The following is a 20,324-nucleotide window of genomic DNA, read 5'->3' on the forward strand; positions in this document are numbered from 1 at the left end:
ATGACGACGGCTCAACCCGACTGGCTGGCGCTCGCGACGCGTTTCGCGCAACTGCCCGACGCGCAGCGCGCGGTCTTCATCGACAAGCTCGGCGCGGCCGGCATCGATTTCCGCGTGCTGCCGATTCCGCCGCGCACGCCGCGCGGCGAGCGCGTGCCGGCGTCGTTCGCGCAGACGCGGCTGTGGCTCCATCAGCGGCTGATCGACGCGAGCGACGCGTACCACATCACCGAGCGGCTCGCGCTGACGGGCCCGCTCGACGCGCATGCGCTGCGGCTCGCGTGCGACGCGCTGATCGCGCGCCACGAGGCGCTGCGCACGACCTTCGACGAAGCCGCCGACGGCGTCATGCAGACGATCCATCCGCCGCTGCGCTGCCCGTGGCGCGAAACGGACCTGTCGTCGCTCGCCGAGCCGCAGCGCGGCGCGCGCGCCGACGAAGTCGCGGCGGCGGACGAGGCGCAAGCATTCGACCTCGGCGTCGCGCCGCTGGTGCGCGCGCATCTGATCCGGCTCGACGCGACCCATCACCGGCTCGCGCTGACCGTGCATCACATCGTGTCGGACGGCTGGTCGTCGGGCGTGATGCTCGACGAGCTCGCGGCGTTCTATCGCGCGTACGCGACCGACACGCCGGTGCCGCTCGCGCCGCTGCCGATCCAGTACGCGGACTACGCGCTGTGGCAGCGCCGCTGGCTCGACGCCGGCGAGCGCGACCGGCAGCTCGCGTTCTGGCGCGAACGGCTCGACCCGCAGCGCGGCGTGCCGGCGCTGCCCGGCGCCGCCGCGCGGCCGGCCCGCCGCAGCGCGCGCGGCGCGCGCCACGTGTTCTCGCTCGACGCGCCGCTCGCCGCACGGCTGCGCGCGTTCGCCGCGGCCTCGGGCGCCACGCCGTTCGCGGTGCTGCTCGCCGCGCTCGACGCGCTGCTCGCGCGCGCGAGCGGCGACGCGCGAATCTGCGTCGGCGTGCCGGCCGCGAACCGCGAGCGCGCGGAAACGGCCGGGCTGATCGGGTTCTTCGTCAACACGCTCGCGATCGACGTCGACGTGACGCCGGGCGACGGCTTCGCGGCGCTCGTCGCGCGCACGCAGCGCGCGCTCGTCGACGCGCAGATGCACCAGGACGTGCCGTTCGAGCAGGTGGTCGACGCGCTCGGCGTGCCGCGCAGCGCGAGCCACCATCCGCTGTTCCAGGTGATGGCCGCCTACGGCGAGCGCCGCGCGCTGCCGCCGCTCGGCGCGCCCGGCAACGCGGTGGAAGTGGCCGTGCTGCCGTCCGGCACGCCGTCCGCGAAATTCGACCTGACGCTCGGCGTCGAGGCGACGCCGTCCGGCACGTTCGACGCCGCGTTCGTCTATGCGCTGGACCTGTTCGACGCCGATGCGATCGCGCGGCTGGCGCAGCGCTTCGTCACGCTGCTGACCGATGCGCTGGCGCGGCCCGACGTACCCGTCGGCGATCTCGACTGGCTGCCGGAAGCGGAGCGCGCGCAGCTGTTCGCGTGGAATGCGTCGCCGGCTGCCGGCGACGACGAACCGTTCATTCCCGTGCATGCACGGATCGCCGCGCATGCACAGGCGCGGCCCGATGCGCGCGGCGTGGCCGACATCGATCGCGCACTGACGCGCGGCGAGGTCGATGCGCGCGCGGCGCGGCTCGCACGCCAGCTGGTCGCGGCCGGCGTGCGCCCGGAAATGCGCGTCGGCGTCGCGCTGCAGCGCTCGGTCGACCTGCTCGTCGCGCTGATCGCGGTGCTGAAGTCCGGCGCGGCATTCGTGCCGCTCGATCCCGCGCATCCGCGCGAGCGGCTTGCGCAGATCGTCGGCGATGCGCGCATCGAACACGTGCTGACCGATGCGCACAGCGCAGCCGCGCTTCCCGACTTGCCGTCGCTGCGCGTGTGGCGCGCGGATGCGCTCGACATGCTCGATGATCTGGCGCACGTCGCGCTGCCGGACGTGCTGCCGGGCCATGCGGCGTATGCGATCTACACGTCGGGCTCGACCGGCGCGCCGAAGGGCGTGATCGTCGACCACGCGTCGTTCGCGCGGCACTGCGCGGCGATCGCGGAACGCTACGGCGCGGGCGAGGACGACGTGTTCCTGCTGTTCCAGTCGGTCAACTTCGACGGCGCGCACGAAGGCTGGTTTTCGCAATACATGTCGGGCGCGGCCGTGTCGGTGACGGCCGACGTGCTGTGGCCGCCCGCGCAGACCTGCGCGATGATGGTTCGCGACGGCGTGACGATGACCTACGTGCCGCCCGGCTGCGCCGCGCAGCTCGCCGAATGGGCGCTCGCGCACGGCGCGCCGCCGACGCTGCGCTCGCTGACGGTGGGCGGCGAGGCGACGTCGCGCGAGGCGTTCGCGATGCTGCGCCGCGCGCTGCCGAACGTGCGCGTGGTCAACGGCTATGGCCCGACCGAGACGGTCATCACGCCGACGCTGTGGATGTTCCGCCCGGGCGACGACCTCGCGAAGCTCGGCGACGCCGCGTATCTGCCGATCGGCACGCTGGTCGGCGCGCGCACCGCGCACGTGCTCGACGCGCGCCTGCATCCGCTGCCGGTCGGCGTGATCGGCGAGCTGTATCTCGGCGGCGAGGGGATCGGCGTCGCGCGCGGCTATCTCGACCGGCCGGCGCTGACCGCCGAGCGCTTCGTGCCCGATCCGTACGGCGCGCCCGGCGCGCGCCTGTACCGGACCGGCGACCTCGTGCGGCGCCGCGCGGACGGCGTGTTCGACTTCATCGGCCGCGTCGATCACCAGGTGAAGCTGCGCGGGCTGCGGATCGAGCTCGGCGAGATCGAGGCGCAGCTCGCCGCGCACGACGCGGTGCGCGAAGCCTGCGCGGTCGTGCACGGGCAGCGCGGCGACGCGCAACTGGTCGCCTATGTCGAGCTGACCGACGACGCGCGCGCAGCCGCGCAGCCGGTCGATGCGGCGACGCTCGACGCGCATCTGCGCCGCACGCTGCCGGACTACATGGTGCCCGCGCAGATCATCGTGCTCGACGCGCTGCCGCGCAACGCGAACAGCAAGGTCGACCGTGCGCGGCTGCCCGCGCCGGTTCGCGTCGAGCGCACGTACGAAGCGCCGCGCGACGGCGACGAAGCCGCGCTCGCGGCGATCTGGCAGGACGTGCTGAACGTCGCGCGGGTCGGCCGCGGCGACCACTTCTTCGAGCTCGGCGGCCATTCGCTCGCCGCGGTGCGGGTCGCGACGCGCGTCGCCGAGCGGCTCGGCCGCGACGTGCCGGTGCGCGCGCTGTTCGAGGCGCCGGTGCTCGCGCAGTATGCGCGGCAGGTCGCAGATGCGCCGCGCGCGGCGCACGACGGCGCGCGCGCGCCCGGCGCGGCGGCGCTGCGGCCCGACGCGCACGGCGTGTGGCCGCTGTCGCCGGCGCAGCTCGGCCTGTGGTTCCTGTGGCGCGCGCAGCCGGACAGCGCCGCCTACGTCATTCCGGTCGCGCTGCGCATGCGCGGCCCGCTCGACGCCGATGCGCTGCGCGCCGCGATCGCGGACGCGGCGGCGGCCCATCCGGCGCTGCGCACGCGGCTCGTCGCGCGCGACGGCGCGCTGCCCGGACAGCGGATCGATGCGCCGGCGCCGGTCGCGCTGCCGGTCGTCGATCTGTCCGCTTCGCCCGACGCGCTTGCGCGCGCGGCAGCGCTGACCGACGACGATGCGCTGACGCCGTTCGACCTCGGCGCTGCCATGCCGCTGTGGCGTGCGCGTGTGCTGAGGCTCGGCGCCGACGATCATGTGCTGTCGATCGCGATCCATCACATCGTGTCGGATGGCGAATCGATCGAGCTGTGGCTCGATGCGATCCGGCAGCGCTATGTCGCACGCGTGCGAGGCGGCGACGTCACAGCGCCGGCCGACGCGCCGTTCGTGCTGCCGGCGCCCGGCGCGCCCGCGCGGGTCGCATACTGGCGCGACGCGCTGTCAAACCTGCCGCGGCGCGTGCTGCCCGAGCGCGCCGACGCACCTGCCGTTCCGCAATGGAGTGCGACGCGCACCGCGTTCGAATTCGATGCGACGCTGATCCGCGCCGCGCGCGACGCCGCGTCCGCCGCGCATGCGACGCTGCCGATGCTGCTGCACGCGGCGCTCAACGCCGCGCTGTTCCGCGCGACGGGCGCGGCCGACCAGCCGGTCGGCGTGCTCGCGTCAACGCGCGAGCTGACCGGCGACGCCGCGCGCGACGCGCTCGGCCTGTTCATCAACGCGGTGGTCGTGCGCACGCGCCTCGACGCGGCCGACCGCCGCGCGGACGTGCTGGCCCGCGTGCGCGACGCGGCGCTGGCCGCCTATGCGCATGCGGACGTGCCGTTCGCGGACGTCGTCGCCGCGCTCGGCGCGCCGCGCGCGGCGGCCGCGAATCCGCTGTTCCAGGTGATGTTCAACTACCTGCGCCCGACCGGCGCGGCCGCGCGCGACTGGGCGGGCCTGTCGCTCGCCGGATTCGACGACGTGCGGCATCGCGTGGTGTTCACGCTCGAGCTCGACGTCGTCGAGCATCCGGACGGCCGCGTGAGCGCGGCGTTCTCGTATGCGAACGAGCTGCTCGACGGTCGTTTCGTCGACGCGCTCGTCGATACGTACCGCGACGAGGTCGAGCGCTTCGCCGTGGCGGGCGGAATGGTGCTCGGCGGCCCTGACGTGCTGTCCGCCACCGAAGCGGCGCGTGCCGGGGCCCGCGCGCCGACGCCGGTTTCCGCCTCTCGGACTGCCGCCGCGCTCGCGGCACTGTGGTCCGACACGTTCGCTTCGGCCGCACCTGCGGCGGACGCGGATCTGTTCGAAGCCGGCGCGACGTCGTTCGACGTGGTGCGCTTCGTCGACGCCGCGTGCCGCGCCGGTCACGCGCTGACGGTGGCAGACGTGTTCGCTGCGCCGACGCTCGCCGCGCTCGGCGCGCGACTCGATGCACCGGCGAATGAGGGCACGGAGGTGCGCCATGCCGGCTGAAGTGCGTCCGGACGGGCTGACCCCGATCGACACGTTCCGTCTCGCGTTGGCGAACAATCTGCACGCCGTGTGCGACGACGAATCGCTCGCGTACTTCGACGCGTTCTGGCTGAAGGAAAACGCGCCGGCGCCGCACGTCGCGCCGCGCGACCACGACCCCGACCGCGGGCTGCGGATACCGGTCGGCGCGCCGCGCTGGCGCGGCCCGCACCGCGTCGCCGGCCGGCTGCCGTCGGTCGTCCATGACCTGTTTCTCGACGATCCGCGCACCGAGGCGGTCGGCTGTGCCGTGCCGGCCGGCCAGGCGCGCGTCGTCGACCACCTCGCGCGCCACGGTTTCGCGCGGCAGCGCCGGCTGACGCAGGCCGCCGCGCAGCCGCTGCGGATGCGCACGCCGCGCGAGGCGTTCTTTGCCGGCCGTCACGTCTGACGCGCCGGTTTCACCGACAAGGGAGCTGAGACATGCAGAGAGAAACCGTATTCGACCTGATCGGCGTCGGCTTCGGGCCGTCGAACCTGGCGCTTGCCGTGCGGCTCGCGGAGCGCAGCGGCACGCGCGCGCTCGCGCATTGCTTCGTCGAGCGGCAGCCGGCGTTCGGCTGGCATCGCGGCATGCTGCTCGACGACTGCCGGATGCAGATCTCGTTTCTGAAGGATCTGGTCACGATGCGCGACCCGACGAGCCGCTACACGTTCATCAACTACCTGTTCCAGCGCGGCCGGCTGAACGAGTTCATCAACCTGAAGAACTTCTATCCGACCCGCGTCGAGTTTCACGACTACCTGAGCTGGGTGGCCGACGCGTTCGACGAGCACGTGCATTACGGCGAGACCGTGACCGGCATCGAGCCGGTGCGGGGCAGCGGCGCGCGCGTCGACGCGCTGCGCGTGCTGTCGCGCGACGCCGCCGGACACGAGCGCCAGCGCGTCACGCGCGCGCTGTCGGTCGGCGTCGGCGGCGCGCCGGCGATCCCCGACGCGTTCGCCGCGCTCGGCCAGGACCGCGTGATCCATTCGTCGACGTACCTGAGCGACATCGGCCGGCTCGCGGGCGCGGCGGACGGCGAGCGCCGCCGCATCGCGGTGATCGGCGCGGGCCAGAGCGCGGCCGAGGTGTTCATCGACCTCGCGCGGCGCTTCCCGCACGTCGACGCGAGCCTCGTGATGCGCGCAGGCGCGCTGAAGCCGGCCGACGACAGCCCGTTCGTCAACGAGATCTTCAGCCCGGCGTTCACCGACGTCGTCTACGCGCAGCCGCAGGACGCGCGCCGCGCGCTGCTCGAACGCTACCGCGACACGAACTACGCGGTGGTCGACCGGCCGCTGATCGAGCAGATCTACGAAATGCTGTACCTGCAGCGCGTCGACGGCGCGCCGCGCCACGCGCTGCTCGCGAACCGCGCGATCGAGGCCGCCACGCGCACCGCGACGGGCCAGATCGAGCTGACGCTGCGCGACCGCCTGAGCGGCGACACGCACACCGAGCGCTTCGACGGCCTCGTGCTCGCGACCGGCTATCGGCGCGACACGCATTCGGCGCTGCTCGACGGGCTCGCGCCGCATCTGGGCGACGCGCTCGCGCGCGGCGACGTGACGCGCGACTACCGGCTCGACACGCCGGAGCACTTCGCGCCGCGCATCTATCTGCAGGGCTATTGCGAAGGCAGCCACGGCTTGTCCGACACGCTGCTGTCGGTGCTCGCGCGCCGCGCGGACGAAATCTGCGCGTCGCTCGAAAGCGGGAGCGCGCAGCCGGACGACGACGTCCGGCCGCCACAGACACGACATGAAATCGGGGTGAGCGCCGGCCGGCTGGCCGAAGCGCTTTGACAAAAAGGCGGCCGGGAGGCCGCCAAACAAGTGGAGCAACGAAAGATGGAGTGGGTAACAGGCACACGGCGAGGCACACGCCGAGACACACGTCGAGGCACGCGCCGGCGTGCGATCGCAGCCGCGGCAGGCGTAGCGTTTTATGCGGCGGCAGGCCAGGCGATGGCCCAGGCGGCGCCGAACCCTGCGGCGAAGGCGGACCCCGCCGCGCAGGCGAACGGCGCGGCGCCGGGCACGCTGCCGGCGATCAGCGTCAACGCGGCGTCGGAGGGCAACGGCACGGTCGGGTTCGTCGCGCGGCGCAGCCGGACCGGCACGAAGACCGACACGCCGATCAGCGAAATCCCGCAGACGATCAACGTCGTCACCGCGCAGCAGATCGAGATGACGGGCGCGACCGACGTGAACCAGGCGCTGCGCTACATCCCGGGTTTCTCGTCGTACGGCTCGGACAACCGCTCCGACTGGTACGCGGCGCTGCGCGGCTTCACGCCGACCGCCTACGTGAACGGGCTGCAGGTGCCCAATACGATCAACCTCGCGAGCTGGCGCGTCGATCCGTACATGATCGACAGCATCACCGTGCTGCGCGGGCCGACGTCGGTGCTGTACGGCGCGGGCGACCCGGGCGCGATCGTCGACGTGCAGACCAAGCTCGCCGACGGCGAGCGCGTGCGTGAAGCCGGCGTCGAGGTCGGCAACTATGCGCGCAAGCAGTTCATGTTCGACGTCGGCGACAAGCTCGACGCGGACGGCAAGTATGCGTACCGCTTCGTCGGCGTCGCGCGCGACGGCAATGCGCTGACCGGCCCGAACAACGACCAGCGCGTCGCGCTCGCGCCGTCGTTCCGCTGGCGGCCGAACGCGGACACGTCGCTGACGGTCTCCGCGACCTATCTGCAGGACTGGGGTGACATCTCGTCGAACTTCCTGCCCGCGCAGGGCACGGTGCTGGGGAATCCGAACGGGCAACTGTCGAAGGACGTGTACCTGGGCGACCCCGGCTTCAACCATTACCGCAAGAAGCAGTGGTCGCTCGGCTACCAGTTCGAGCACAACCTGAACTCGATCTGGACGGTGCGCCAGAACGTGCGCTGGATGCACCTGTCGCTCGACAACGGCTCGGTGTGGGGCGCGGGCTTCGTCGACGGCAGCACGACCGACGTATCGCGCTGGGCGGGCCTGTTCCAGATGAACTACAGCCGCTTCGACATCGACAACAACGCGCAGGCGCGCTTCGCCACGGGGCCGCTCGAGCACACGCTGCTGCTCGGCTTCCAGTACAACCGTCAGACCTCGACCGACAGCGAATGGATCGCGGCGGCGCCGCCCGTGAATCTCTACAACACCGTGTCGCCGCCGGTGACGACCGCGGTGTTCGCGGATCCGAGCACCACGGGGCGCACCGACACGTACACGACGATGAACACGTTCGGCGTGTACGCGCAGGACCAGGTCAAGTGGAACCGCTGGGTGCTGACGCTCGGCGGCCGCGAGGACTGGGTGAACATGCGGCAGGACGACCGCGCGGGCGGCACGCAGTCGAAGGCGGACGTCACCGCGTTCAGCGGGCGCGTCGGCCTCGCGTTCCAGGGCGACTACGGGCTGTCGCCGTACGTCAGCTACGCGACCTCGTTCAACCCGCTGATCGGCGTGAACCTGTTCGGCGGCGGGCTGGCCAAGCCGACGCGCGGCAAGCAGATCGAGCTGGGCCTGCGCTGGCAGCCGCCCGGCAAGAACCTGATGCTGAACGCGGCGATCTACCAGATCAACCAGACCAACGTGATCACGCCGACGCCGAGGAATCTCGATCAGGCCGGCACGACGTCGGTGCAGACGGGCGAGGTGCGTTCGCGCGGCATCGAGCTGAGCGCGACCGGCAAGGTGAGCCCGAACCTGTCGATCATCGCGTCGTACGTGTACCAGGACGTGAAGAACATCAAGGCGAACGACGCGTCGCTGAACAACTGGCCGGTCGACATTCCGCGGCCGCGCCAGATGGCGTCGCTGTGGGCCGACTGGACGTGGCACACGGGGCCGCTCGCCGGCTTCGGGCTCGGCGGCGGCGTGCGCTACCAGAGCGCGTCGGCCGGCGAGGCCGACAACTCGCTGTCGGTCGCGAGCTACACGGTCTACGACGCGGCGATCCACTACGACGTGCGCAACTGGCGTTTCGCGGTGAACGCGACGAACCTGTTCAACCGCCACTACATCAGCGGCTGCCAGTCGACGTCCGTCTGCATGTTCGGCAACGAGCGCACCGTGGTCGCCACCGCGAAATACAACTGGTGACGGCGCGCGCCGCGGCGTGCGGGCCGGCCTTCTGGGGCCGGCGCCTGCGCGCCGCGGCGGCGTCGTCCTTCACTCATCACGACCCATGCCGAAGAAGAATCTCGTCTACATCCAGTCGCTGCGCAACGGCGCGGCCGATCGCGCCGGACAGCCGGTCGCTTACAAGGGCGGCACGCGCTACATGAAGGCGCCGCTCGAATTCCTCGTCGAGCGGCTCAACGGCTCGGCGCTCGGCGAGCGCTACACGCTCGCGGGCGTGATCGTCGACGACGACGACGGCTCGAGCGCCGACCGCGCGAAGCTCGCCGACTACGGCTTCGCGCGCACGCCCGGGCGGCCGTGGCTGCTGCCGGACGGCCTCACGGTGCAGGGCCGGCCGGTCGACGAACTGTTCTGCGCGATTCCGTCGGCGTACCGTCGGCTGCCGCGCGATGTGCACAACGGGCGCGAGCGCGCGGCGGGCAAGGCGGCGTTCGAGCGCCGGCTGCTCGAGCGCCTGCTCGAACTGAACGCCGACGTCGTCGTGCTCGACGGGCTGCTCGTGATCCTCGACGAGCTGGTGCGGCCCGGCGCGCGCTTTCACCGGCGCATCGCGAACATCCACCCGGGCATCACCGAGGACGGCTCGCCGTTCCAGCGGCGCGGCGCTTACGCGACGCTCGATGCGCTGCACGGCGCGCGCGGCGAGCGGGTCGACTGGGCGAGCGGCGCGACGTCGGCGATCGAGCCGGTGACGATGACGGGCGCGTCGTTCCATTACGTCGACAACGGCATCGATTCCGGCGAAGTGATCTGCGACGTGCTCGACACGCCGATCGCGCCGGACGACACGATTCTCGAACTGCGCTGGAACAACTTCCAGCGCAGCCTGTTTCCGGCGCTCGAGCGAGGGCTTGGCATCCTCGCGGACCGCCACGACGCGGGGGCCTTGTGATGACCGACACGCTGACGAACCCGGCCGATCCGGCGGATGCCGTCGATTTCGCCGCGCCCGCGCGTGAGGCGGCATCCGCATCCGCGGCGCACGACGCCGATCGCGTCCTCGACGCATGGCGGCCCGACGATCCGCCCGCCGCGCTGCTGGCCGAATTCGCCGCGCTGTTCAACACGGAGACGCCGCGCGCGTCGGCGACGCTCACCGTGCCGCTCGCGGGCGCCGATCCCGCGGCGGTCGCTGCGTATGTCGGGCGCGCGGTGCGCGAGGGCGTGATCGACGACGCGCGGCCCGTGAACGGCCGGCTGCACCTGGGCGCGTCGCGCGCGACGTTCTGGCAGCATCCGCAGCCGTGGCTGAAGGCGCCGGGCTCGGGCGGCATGCCGCTGCGCTACGCGGTGACGAACGAGCGACGTCATCCGGTGCGTGCGCCGACCGTGCCCGGCGAGATCTACGCGCGCTACATGCCGCAGGTCGGCATGACCTTCAGCCTGCGCACGGTCGACGTCGACGCGCACGCGGACCTGTTCAGCGGCTGGATGAACCTCGATCGCGTCGCGCATTTCTGGGACCAGCGCGGCACGCGCGACGAGCACGCCGCGTATCTCGCGGAGCGGCTCGCCGATCCGCACATGCACCCGATGATCGGCTACTTCGACGACACGCCGTTCGGCTATTTCGAGTTCTACTGGGCGAAGGAGGACCGCCTTGCGCCGTTCTATGACGCGCACGACTACGATCGCGGGCTGCATCTGCTGATCGGCGATTCGCGCTTCCAGAGCGCGGGCAAGCTGCACGCGTGGTGGAGCGGGGTGCTGCATTACATGTTCGTCGACGAGCCGCGCACGCAGCGGCTCGTCGGCGAGCCGCGCGTCGATCACGTGCGGCATATCGCGTACATGCACCGGCTCGGCTTCCATACGCTGAAGGAGTTCGATTTCCCGCACAAGCGCGCGGCGCTGGTGATGATCGACCGGGATACGTTCTTCGAGACGTTCCGGTTGCCGTGACGGGGCGGGGGGGCACGCTGGCCGTTCGGCGTATGGACCGCGCGCGAGCAGGCGTGAAAAATGGGGGCTATCACATGACGAGGACGGCAGGCTCATGGACAAGGCACTCATTGCGACAAGCTGGCGCACGGCGCCCCGCACGCGGGCACCGATATTGACATATGCAAGCATATGTCTAAAATGGTCGCATCATTCACTTCCGGAGTGGATCATGCGCACCGTTTCCATTTTCAAGAATGCCAGCAATCAGGCGATCCGCATCCCGAAGGACATGGAGTTCGAAGGGGTGACGGAACTCGAGATCCGCCGCGAGGGCGACACCCTGCTGCTCCGCCCGGTGCGTCCCACGTGGACGTCGCTCGCGCACGAGCCGCTTGCGGATGCCGATTTCCTCGTCGAGCGCCCGGCCGTCGTCGAATCCGGCCGTTTCGACCTGTCCGGCCGCGACGATGCGCAACCGGAGTCCGGCCGGTGACGAAGCTCTACATGCTCGATACGAACATCTGTTCGTACATCATGCGGGAGCGCCCGCCGGTCGTGCTGTCGCGGCTGCAGTCGTGCGTCGGCGCGCAGCACCGGATCGTCGTATCGGCCGTCACCTATGCGGAGATGCGCTTCGGCGCGATCGGCAAGAAGGCGTCGCCGAAGCATGCCGACCTCGTGACCGCATTCGTCTCGCGGCTGGACGGCGTGCTGCCGTGGGATGCGGCGGCCGTCGACGCGACGACTGCCGTGCGCGCCGAGCTCGCGGCGCGCGGCACGCCGATCGGCGCGAACGATGCGTCGATCGCGGGGCACGCGATCGCGGCCGGCGCGGTGCTGGTGACCCACAACACGCGCGAATTCGGCCGCGTCGACGGGCTGTCGTTCGAGGACTGGGCGGATTGAGCAGTACGCCGCGCCCGTCCGTTCGAGCGGCGGCGCCTGCGGAGCATGCGTGCATCGTCACGGCCGGCAACCGTCGGTTGCCGGGCTGACGACATTTCGTCTATCCGGTTGACGTTCGGCGGACTATCCTTGCTGCACATTCGACACCGGAGACGAACCGTGACGCACAGCGTGATTCCCGCAGGCCTCGCCGACGAAATGACCGCCATCCGGCACCGTATCCACGCCCATCCCGAGCTGGGTTTCGAGGAATTCGCGACGAGCGACCTCGTCGCCGAACGGCTGCAGGCGTGGGGCTACGCCGTGCATCGCGGGCTCGGCGGCACGGGCGTCGTCGCGCAACTGAAGGTCGGCGACGGCGCGAAGCGTCTCGGCCTGCGCGCGGACATGGACGCGCTGCCGATCCACGAGGCGACCGGCCTGCCATACCAGAGCACGATTCCCGGCAAGATGCACGCGTGCGGCCACGACGGCCACACCGCGATGCTGCTCGCGGCGGCGAAGCACCTCGCGCGCGAGCGGTGCTTCTCGGGCACGCTGAACCTGATTTTCCAGCCGGCCGAGGAAGGGCTCGGCGGCGCGAAGAAGATACTCGACGACGGCCTGTTCGAGCAATTCCCGTGCGATGCGATCTTCGCGATGCACAACATGCCCGGCTTTCCGACGGGCAAGTTCGGCTTCCTGCCGGGGCCGTTCATGGCGTCGTCGGATACCGTGATCGTCGACGTGCAGGGGCGGGGCGGCCACGGCGCGGTGCCGCACAAGGCGATCGATCCGGTCGTCGTGTGCGCGCAGATCGTCGTCGCGCTGCAGACGATCGTGTCGCGCAACGTGTCGCCGCTCGACATGGCGATCGTCACGGTCGGCGCGATCCACGCGGGCGACGCGCCGAACGTGATTCCCGAGCACGCGCAGATGCGCCTGTCGGTGCGCGCGCTGAAGCCGGACGTGCGCGACCTGCTGCAGACGCGCATCACCGAACTGATCCACGCGCAGGCCGCGGTGTTCGGTGCGAGCGCGACGATCGACTACCGGCGCCGCTACCCGGTGCTCGTCAACGATGCGCAGATGACCGCGTTCGCGCAGCAGGTCGCGCGCGAGTGGGTCGGCGACGCGAACTTGATCGACGACATGGTGCCGCTGACCGGCAGCGAGGATTTCGCGTTCCTGCTCGAGCAGCGTCCGGGCTGCTACCTGATCATCGGCAACGGCGACGGGGAGGGCGGCTGCATGGTGCACAACCCGGGCTATGACTTCAACGACGCGGTGCTGCCGACGGGAGCGTCGTACTGGGTGAAGCTGACCGAGGCGTTTCTGGTCTGACGGGACGGCGCGACGCTGGGTGTACCAAATTTTGGTATATGATCCGCGTATTGAAGAGGAGGTGACTCATGTCGCGCAATACGTCCGTTTCACTTGGCGACCACTTTGCCGAATTCGTCGACGCGCAGGTGCGATCGGGACGGTATGGCTCGGCGAGCGATGTCGTGCGGGCCGGTCTGAGATTGCTTGAATCGCATGAAACGCAGGTTCGTGCATTGCAAGAGGCGTTAAAAGCCGGCGAAATGTCAGGAGCACCCGCGCCGTTCGATAGCGACGCTTTCCTGGCGCGGATGCGGGCGAAACATGGCGGTTAAAGGGCGGCAACTCCGGCTTACGCCGCTGGCAGAATCCGATCTCGAGGACATCTGGCGTTACACCTTCGAACAGTGGTCGTTCGAGCAGGCCAATCGATATCATCGCGATCTGGCTGCAACGATGGAAGCTCTCGCGCGTGGTGACAAGATCGGCCGCATTTGCACTGTGCGAGACGGGTATTACCGATACGCCGTCGGCTCGCATGTGGTGTTTTATCGTGAAACGGAGTACGCGCTCGATGTGATTCGCATCCTGCACCAGCGGATGGACGTCGAGCGCCATTTGTAGTCGCGGAGTCTGACGGCAAAAATGCCGGAGCATCGTCGCAGCGAGCATGGTGTGACGCGCAGCCGACAACGTTGTCGCTGTCACCGCTCGATCGTGACGCCGAAATCAGCGCTCAACTCAAAGTTTCGCCGCTGAACAGCGCCGCCGCCGCGGTCGGATTCGACGGCCAGTACATGTGCATGTACGTCGCGACGATCGAGCCGGCCCGATACACGGCCTCGCCGCTGCCCGCGCCGCCATTCGGCCGGACCGCGGCCGCGACCGGCTCGAGCGGCGTGTCGAGCCGCGAATAGTGGAACGTATGCCCGCGCATCGGCCCGGTGCGCGTATCGAGCTGCTGCATGCCCAGCGCGGCGAAGCGCCGCTGCATCGTCGCGCGGCCCGGCAGCAGGCCGAGCATCGGCGTCGTCGCGCCGTCGACGTCCGTCAGCGCATCGCACAGATACACCATCCCCCCGCATTCGGCGACGATCGGCTTGCCGGCCGCCGCATGCGCGCGGATCGCACCCGCGCTCGTCGCGTTTGCCGCGAGCGCCGCCGCATGCAGCTCCGGATAGCCGCCCGGCAGGAACAGCGCGTCGCAATCGCCGGGCACCGGCTCGTCGGCGAGCGGCGAGAAGAACCGCAGCTGCGCGCCGAGCGCGTCGAGCAGCGCGAGATTCGCCGGATAGATGAACGAGAACGCCGCATCGCGCGCAATCGCGATCCGCTTGCCGGCGAGCGCGCGCGGCAGCGGCTCGGCGGCGTCCGGCGCCGCGAACGCGACGGCAGGCGGCAATTCCGCAAGCGCCGTATTCGCGAGCACGTCGGCCGCGCGATCGAGCCGCGCGTCGAGGTCGTCGATGTCGTTCGGCTGATGCAGGCCGAGATGCCGTTCCGGCAGCGCGATGCCGGCATCGGCCGGCACGTGCCCGAGCCAGCGCAGGTCGTCGGGCAGCGCCTGTTGCAGCAATTCCGCGTGACGCGCGGAGCCGACCCGGTTCGCGAGCACGCCGTGAAACGGCAGGTCCGCGCGAAACCGCGCCAGGCCGAACGCGATCGCGGCGAAGGTCTGCGCCATCGATTTCGCGGAGATCACCGCGACGACCGGCACGCCGAACGCGACGGCCAGATCCGCGCTGCTCGGCGTGCCGTCGAACAGCCCCATCACGCCTTCGATCAGGATCAGGTCGGCGTCGCGCGCGGCATCGGCGAGCAGCGCGCGGCAGCCGGCTTTACCGACCATGCCGAGGTCGAGCGCGTGCACGGGTGCGCCGCTCGCGCGTTCGAGCAGCATCGGATCGAGAAAATCCGGGCCGGTCTTGAACACGCGCACGCGGCGGCCGAGCCGGCGGTGCAGCCGCGCGAGGCCGGCCGTCACCGAGGTCTTGCCCTGGCCGGACGCGGGCGCGCTGACGAACAGCGCGGGGCAGGCGGGCATCGTTCAGTACTCCACGCCGCGCTGCGCCTTCACGCCTTGCTCCTTGTACGGATGCTTGACGAGCCGCATCTCGGTGACGAGGTCGGCCGCGTCGATCAGCGCGTCGGGCGCGTGGCGGCCCGTCACCACGACGTGCAGCGACGCGGGGCGTGCGGCCAGCGTCGCGAGCACTTCGTCGAGCGGCAGGTATTCGTACTTGAGCACGGTGTTCAGCTCGTCGAGGATCACCATCTGGTAATCGCCGCTCTCGATCATCCGGCGCGCCTCGTCCCAGCCCTTGCGGGCGGTCGCGATGTCGGCGTCGCGGTTCTGCGTGTTCCACGTATAGCCGTCGCCCATCGTCACGAAATCGCAGTGCGCGACCGCGCCGAGGAAATCGCGCTCGGACGTGTGCAGCGCGCCCTTGATGAACTGCACGACGCCGAGCCGCATCCCGTGGCCGAGCACGCGCACGGCCATGCCGAATGCGGCGGTGCTCTTGCCCTTGCCGTTGCCGGTGTGGACCATCAGCAGGCCCTTTTCGTTGACGGCGGCGGCCTGCTTCTTCTCGTGGCCGGCGCGGCGGCGCTCGGTCATCCGCTGGTGCGCTTCGGGATCGGTTTTCATCGGGAGTCGTCCTGTCGAAAGAATGGGTTCAAAGCGGGCCGGCGAGCGCGACCGTCACGCCGTCCCGCGCGAGCTTCGGGCCGAGCAGCCGGCCGCGCGGCGCGGCGAGCCGCGCGCACGGCTCGGCGACGCCGGCCACGCCGAAGCGGGCGAGCGCGGCGGGTGACGGCGCGCTCGCCGCCAGTTCGGGGTGGGCGGCGAGCTGCGCCGCGTCGAACGCGACGAGCGGCCAGCCGCGCCGCGCGCAGAGCGTGCGCAGCGCGCGTGCGCGCGATTTGCCGGCGAGCGTCGCGACCACGGCCGGCTGCGCGTGCGGGTGCCGCGCGAGCGCCGCGCGGACCGCGGCGTCGAGCTGTGCGGCGGTGACGCCCGCGCGAAAGCCGAGACCGAGCGCGACCCGCATCATGCGGGCTCCGGCGGCGCAGGTTCGGCCGGTGCGGCCAGTGCAGCCTGCACCGCGGGATCGGCGGCCAGCGCCGCGACGCGGCCGACCACAACGATCGCGGGCGAGCCGATGCCGGCCGCGCCGACGCGCTCGACGAGGGTCGCCAGCGTCGCCAGCACGTGCCGCTGCCCGGGCCGCGTCGCCGATTCGATCGCCGCGCACGGCGTGTCGTCCGGCAGGCCGCCCGCGCGCAGCGCGGCGGCGATCGCGGCGAGGCGGCGGATGCCCATGTAGATCACGAGCGTCATGCGGGTCGCGGCGAGCGCGCGCCAGTCCGGCTCGCCGTCGCCCGCGCCGTGCCCGGTGACGAAGGTCACGCCCTGCGCGTCGCCGCGATGCGTGACCGGGATGCCGAGGGCGGCCGGCGCGGCGATGCCGGCCGTGATGCCGTGGACGACCTCGACCGGAAAGCCCGCCGCGCCGAGCGCGATCAGCTCTTCGCCGCCGCGGCCGAACACGAACGGATCGCCGCCTTTCAGGCGCGCGACGCTGCGGCCCGCGCGCAGATGCGCGAGCATCGCGGCGACGATCGCGTCCTGCGGCGTCGACGCGTGGCCGCCGCGCTTGCCGACGTGCTCGATGCGCGCATCGGCGCGCGCATGCAGCAGCACCTCGGGATTCACGAGATCGTCGACGAGCAGCACGTCGGCCGCGCCGATCGCGCGCACGGCCTTGAGCGTCAGCAGGTCGGCGTCGCCGGGGCCCGCGCCGATCAGCCAGGCGCGGCTCATCGCGGGCGGCACGGCGCGAACCGTGGCGAAGACGGGAAAAGCGGCGAACGGGTGGCGCGAAGCCGGCCTGCGGAATGGCGATGCATAGCGGAATGAAAGCAGCCCGCGCGAAGCGGGCATGAGCGCACGATAAGCACACAAAACGCGCACGCAGTCCGTCCCCCGCGGACCGGGCGTTCGGCGAGCGTATCGCTCGCCCCTTGCGTCGGCCGGTATCCGGGCTGGCCGCTTGCCAGGCCGCGGCCTTCCCACCCGAAGCAGGCGGGCAGTGGCATCGTGGGCGGCATGGGCGCGCGCGCTGAAAGCGCGTCGCGCGGGCGGCGTACCGTTGCGGGGACAGCACAGGCCGGGCGGATGACCGCCTCCTGTTTCCCGTTTAACTGCGCCTGCGGGAAGTCAGGCGCGAGCACCGAACGCGGCGCATACGATAGCACAGCGCGCCGGCGCAAACGCATGCGGGCCGGCCCTGGCCAGCCGGCAAGCTTTACGCCGCCGCATCCGTCGGCATCGGGATCGCGGTCGTGATTGACGCGGTCGGCCGCTTCGACGAAGCAGGGCGCGATCGACAGGACCGGGCAACGGGAAAATGGCGGCCGCATCCGGCCCCGCCGTTCACCTTGACGCTCCCGCCCGCGCCGCCTACACTCGCACGCGTTTCGGTGCTCGCGCGTGCCCGCCGGCGCGCGCAGTTAAACGGGAAACAGGGAGCCTGCCTGCACCGCAGTCGCGCCAACCTGTGCTGCCCCCGCAACGGTAAGCGAACGCATTGCGCCCGCCGCGATGCAGCGCCGCTTCGCCGCATGCCTCTCGCGCATGCGGACGACCGCCACTGGACGCGTGATGCGTCCGGGAAGGCGAAGCGGCGTGTTCGTCAGCCCGGATACCGGCCGAGACGAGGGGTTCAGCGCCGCGGGGATGCGGCGCATCGTCCACGGCCGCAGCCACATTGCGTCCGGCGCCCGAGCGTCTTCCGTGTTCCGATCCGCCGCGCGATTCGCGCGGGCCGGTCCGGCATCCGGCGGCGCGCGCGGGCCCGCGCATCCGGCGCCGGCCGTGTTGGCATTCACCATGTCGACCGTTCGCCAGGGAGCACCATGCTCGACTCGCTTTTCCGCCTGTTCAACGACAGCCCGTCCGGGCTGCGCGGCAAGATCATCGCCATCTATTCATTGCTGGTCGCCTTCAACGTCGGCGCGTGGATCTGGGCCTTCATCGCGTTCCACGGCCAGCCGGTGCTGCTCGGCACCGCGCTGCTCGCATACGTGTTCGGCCTGCGCCACGCGGTCGACGCCGACCACATCGCGGCCATCGACAACGTCACGCGCAAGCTGATGCAGGAAGGCCGCAGCCCGCTCGGCGCCGGCCTGTTCTTCTCGCTCGGCCATTCGACGGTCGTGATCGTGATGTCCGTCGTGGTCGCGCTGACGGCGGCGTCGCTCGCGCGCTTCGAGAGCATGAAGGCGTGGGGCGGCGTCGTCAGCACCTGCGTGTCGGCCTTCTTCCTGCTGCTGCTCGCGACCGCGAACCTGCTGATCCTGATCTCCGTGTACCGCACCTTCCGCGCGGCGCGCCGCGGCGAAGCGATCGTCGACGCGGATCTCGACATGCTGCTGAACCAGCGCGGCGTGCTCGCGCGCCTGTTCCGGCCGCTGTTCCGCCTCGTGTCGCGCAGCTGGCACCTGTATCCTGTCGGCTTTCTGTTCGGCTTCGGCTTCGACACCGCGACCGAGATCGCGCTGTTCGGCATCTCCGCGACGCAGGTGCAGGGCGGCCTGTCGTTCTGGTCGGTGATGGCGCTGCCGGCGCTGTTCACCGCGGGCATGACGCTCGTCGACACGACCGACGGCATCCTGATGATGGGTGCGTACCGCTGGGCGTACGTGCGGCCGATCCGCAAGATCTACTACAACATGACGATCACGTTCGTGTCGGTGCTGGTCGCCGCGCTGATCGGCGGCATCGAGGTGCTCGCGCTGCTCGCCGACAAGCTGTCGCTGCAGGGCCCGGTATGGGACTTCGCGTCGATGGTGGCGTCGCACTTCGGCATGCTCGGCTACTTCGTGATCGGCCTGTTCATCGCGTGCTGGGTCGTGTCGGCCGCGATCTACCGCCTGAAGCGCTACGACGAGATCGACGTGACGATCTCCGCCTGACTCCCTTTTTCGATACAGGATTTTTCATGACCATGCGCAAGCTGCCCGTCACCATCGTCACGGGCTTTCTCGGCAGCGGCAAGACCACGCTGATGCGCCACATGCTGCAACACGCACAAGGCCGCCGCATCGCGGTGATCGTCAACGAATTCGGCGAGCTCGGCATCGACGGCGAAATCCTCAAGGGCTGCGGCGTCGGCTGCGACGACGCGCAGGGCGAGGCGTCCGGCCAGCTCTACGAGCTCGCGAACGGCTGCCTCTGCTGCACCGTGCAGGAGGAGTTCTATCCGGTGATGGAGGCGCTCGTCGAACGCCGCGCCGACATCGATCACGTGCTGATCGAGACGTCCGGCCTCGCGCTGCCGAAGCCGCTCGTGCAGGCGTTCAACTGGCCGACGATCCGCAACAGCTTCACGGTCGACGCGGTCGTGACCGTCGTCGACGGCCCGGCCACCGCGAGCGGCCAGTTCGCGGAGAACCCGCAGGCGGTCGACGCGCAGCGCCGCGCCGATCCGAACCTCGACCACGAATCGCCGCTGCACGAGCTGTTCGCCGACCAGCTGTCGGCCGCGGATCTCGTGATCGTCAACAAGGCCGATCTCGTCGACGACATGCAGCTCGTACAGGTCGAGGCGGCGATCCGCGAGGAAATCCCGCCGCAGGTGAAGATCGTGCGCGCGACGCGCGGCGAGCTCGATCTGGCGATGCTGCTCGGGCTCGAATCGGCGTCCGAGGAAACCATTCACCTGCGCCACGACCATCACGGCTCGGCCGACGACGAGGATCACGATCACCATCACGACGATTTCGACTCGGTCGTCGTCAGCGGCGACGCCGGCTCGCGGGACGCGACGATCGCGGCGCTCAAGCGCGTCGTCGAGACGCACACGATCTATCGCGCGAAGGGCTTCGCCGCGCTGCCGGACGCGCCGATGCGGCTCGTGATCCAGGGCGTCGGCCGCCGCTTCGACAGCTATTTCGACCGCCGCTGGCAGGACGGCGAAGCGCGCGCGAGCCGCTTCGTGCTGATCGGCGAGGATCTCGACGCGGCCGCGCTGCAGCGCGCGTTCGACGCGGCGCTCGCGGCCGAGCTGCAACAGGCGTAACCGGCG

General features: G+C 70.8%; 16 protein-coding genes, 1 pseudogene and 2 riboswitches. Of the genes and pseudogenes, 13 read left to right on the top strand and 4 right to left on the bottom strand.

Annotation, left to right across the window (positions count from 1 at the left end):
- The 11 genes and pseudogenes from HWX31_RS14800 (at window position 1) to HWX31_RS14850 (ending at window position 13,857) form a co-directional block, all read left to right on the top strand.
- Window positions 1-4,977 (top strand): non-ribosomal peptide synthetase, encoded by a 4,977-nt coding sequence (locus HWX31_RS14800; protein ID WP_175933936.1) that lies wholly within the window; start codon window positions 1-3, stop codon window positions 4,975-4,977.
- Between the two features lie 73 nt (window positions 4,978-5,050).
- Window positions 5,051-5,407 (top strand): annotated as a pseudogene (locus tag HWX31_RS14805) (GNAT family N-acetyltransferase); the annotation flags it as partial.
- Window positions 5,408-5,439: 32 nt separating this feature from the next.
- Window positions 5,440-6,807 carry a lysine N(6)-hydroxylase/L-ornithine N(5)-oxygenase family protein gene (locus tag HWX31_RS14810; RefSeq protein WP_174966057.1) on the top strand — a complete coding sequence of 456 codons (1,368 nt, stop codon included), beginning with the start codon at window positions 5,440-5,442 and terminating at the stop codon, window positions 6,805-6,807.
- A gap of 45 nt (window positions 6,808-6,852) precedes the next feature.
- A complete protein-coding gene (locus tag HWX31_RS14815) occupies window positions 6,853-9,099 on the top strand; it encodes a TonB-dependent siderophore receptor (protein WP_174966058.1) in 2,247 nt (748 codons plus the stop codon).
- Window positions 9,100-9,184: 85 nt separating this feature from the next.
- Entirely contained in the window at window positions 9,185-10,033 is an 849-nt protein-coding gene (locus tag HWX31_RS14820; RefSeq protein WP_174966059.1) for a formyltransferase family protein, read from the top strand.
- The gene (locus HWX31_RS14825) at window positions 10,033-11,043 is read left to right on the top strand and encodes a GNAT family N-acetyltransferase (protein WP_174966060.1); all 1,011 of its coding nucleotides are present in this window, start codon (window positions 10,033-10,035) and stop codon (window positions 11,041-11,043) included. Before HWX31_RS14820 ends, HWX31_RS14825 begins: the two co-directional genes overlap by 1 nt.
- Before the next feature lie 211 nt (window positions 11,044-11,254).
- Window positions 11,255-11,518 (top strand): type II toxin-antitoxin system VapB family antitoxin, encoded by a 264-nt coding sequence (gene vapB, locus HWX31_RS14830; protein WP_174966064.1) that lies wholly within the window; start codon window positions 11,255-11,257, stop codon window positions 11,516-11,518.
- Window positions 11,515-11,931: a PIN domain-containing protein gene (locus tag HWX31_RS14835; protein ID WP_059726920.1), complete on the top strand. Its 417-nt coding sequence runs from the start codon at window positions 11,515-11,517 to the stop codon at window positions 11,929-11,931. The genes vapB and HWX31_RS14835 overlap by 4 nt, the downstream gene beginning before the upstream one ends.
- A 159-nt stretch (window positions 11,932-12,090) precedes the next feature.
- Window positions 12,091-13,254, top strand: a complete 1,164-nt coding sequence (locus HWX31_RS14840) for a M20 aminoacylase family protein (RefSeq protein WP_174966061.1) — start codon at window positions 12,091-12,093, stop codon at window positions 13,252-13,254.
- A 68-nt stretch (window positions 13,255-13,322) separates the two neighbouring features.
- Window positions 13,323-13,568: a type II toxin-antitoxin system ParD family antitoxin gene (locus HWX31_RS14845; RefSeq protein WP_080401979.1), complete on the top strand. Its 246-nt coding sequence runs from the start codon at window positions 13,323-13,325 to the stop codon at window positions 13,566-13,568.
- Window positions 13,558-13,857: a type II toxin-antitoxin system RelE/ParE family toxin gene (locus HWX31_RS14850; protein ID WP_059619629.1), complete on the top strand. Its 300-nt coding sequence runs from the start codon at window positions 13,558-13,560 to the stop codon at window positions 13,855-13,857. The genes HWX31_RS14845 and HWX31_RS14850 overlap by 11 nt, the downstream gene beginning before the upstream one ends.
- A gap of 112 nt (window positions 13,858-13,969) precedes the next feature.
- On the opposite strand, the gene HWX31_RS14855 is transcribed toward HWX31_RS14850, so the two are convergent.
- Genes HWX31_RS14855 through cobA form a run of 4 tightly spaced genes read right to left on the bottom strand, consistent with a single transcriptional unit; the run spans window position 13,970 to window position 17,059 of the window.
- Entirely contained in the window at window positions 13,970-15,277 is a 1,308-nt protein-coding gene (locus HWX31_RS14855) for a cobyrinic acid a,c-diamide synthase CobB (RefSeq protein WP_174966062.1), read from the bottom strand.
- 3 nt (window positions 15,278-15,280) lie between these two features.
- Window positions 15,281-15,883: a cob(I)yrinic acid a,c-diamide adenosyltransferase gene (gene cobO, locus HWX31_RS14860; RefSeq protein ID WP_174966063.1), complete on the bottom strand. Its 603-nt coding sequence runs from the start codon at window positions 15,881-15,883 to the stop codon at window positions 15,281-15,283.
- Window positions 15,884-15,911: 28 nt separating this feature from the next.
- Window positions 15,912-16,289 (bottom strand): cobalamin biosynthesis protein, encoded by a 378-nt coding sequence (locus tag HWX31_RS14865; protein ID WP_059481718.1) that lies wholly within the window; start codon window positions 16,287-16,289, stop codon window positions 15,912-15,914.
- Window positions 16,286-17,059 carry a uroporphyrinogen-III C-methyltransferase gene (gene cobA, locus HWX31_RS14870; RefSeq protein ID WP_174965793.1) on the bottom strand — a complete coding sequence of 258 codons (774 nt, stop codon included), beginning with the start codon at window positions 17,057-17,059 and terminating at the stop codon, window positions 16,286-16,288. The genes HWX31_RS14865 and cobA overlap by 4 nt, the downstream gene beginning before the upstream one ends.
- Window positions 17,060-17,249: 190 nt before the next feature.
- Window positions 17,250-17,489: riboswitch (cobalamin riboswitch) on the bottom strand.
- Window positions 17,490-17,699: 210 nt separating this feature from the next.
- Window positions 17,700-17,965: riboswitch (cobalamin riboswitch) on the top strand.
- 188 nt (window positions 17,966-18,153) lie between these two features.
- On the opposite strand from cobA, the gene HWX31_RS14875 reads away from it, so the two are divergent.
- On the top strand, window positions 18,154-19,212 hold the full coding sequence (locus HWX31_RS14875; protein ID WP_059726929.1) for a HoxN/HupN/NixA family nickel/cobalt transporter: 1,059 nt from the start codon (window positions 18,154-18,156) through the stop codon (window positions 19,210-19,212).
- A 26-nt stretch (window positions 19,213-19,238) separates the two neighbouring features.
- Complete coding sequence (cobW, locus tag HWX31_RS14880; RefSeq protein ID WP_174965794.1) at window positions 19,239-20,318, top strand: cobalamin biosynthesis protein CobW; 1,080 nt, start codon at window positions 19,239-19,241, stop codon at window positions 20,316-20,318.
- Window positions 20,319-20,324: the final 6 nt, after the last annotated feature.

This window comes from Burkholderia ubonensis (assembly GCF_902833085.1).
Taxonomy (GTDB): domain Bacteria; phylum Pseudomonadota; class Gammaproteobacteria; order Burkholderiales; family Burkholderiaceae; genus Burkholderia; species Burkholderia ubonensis.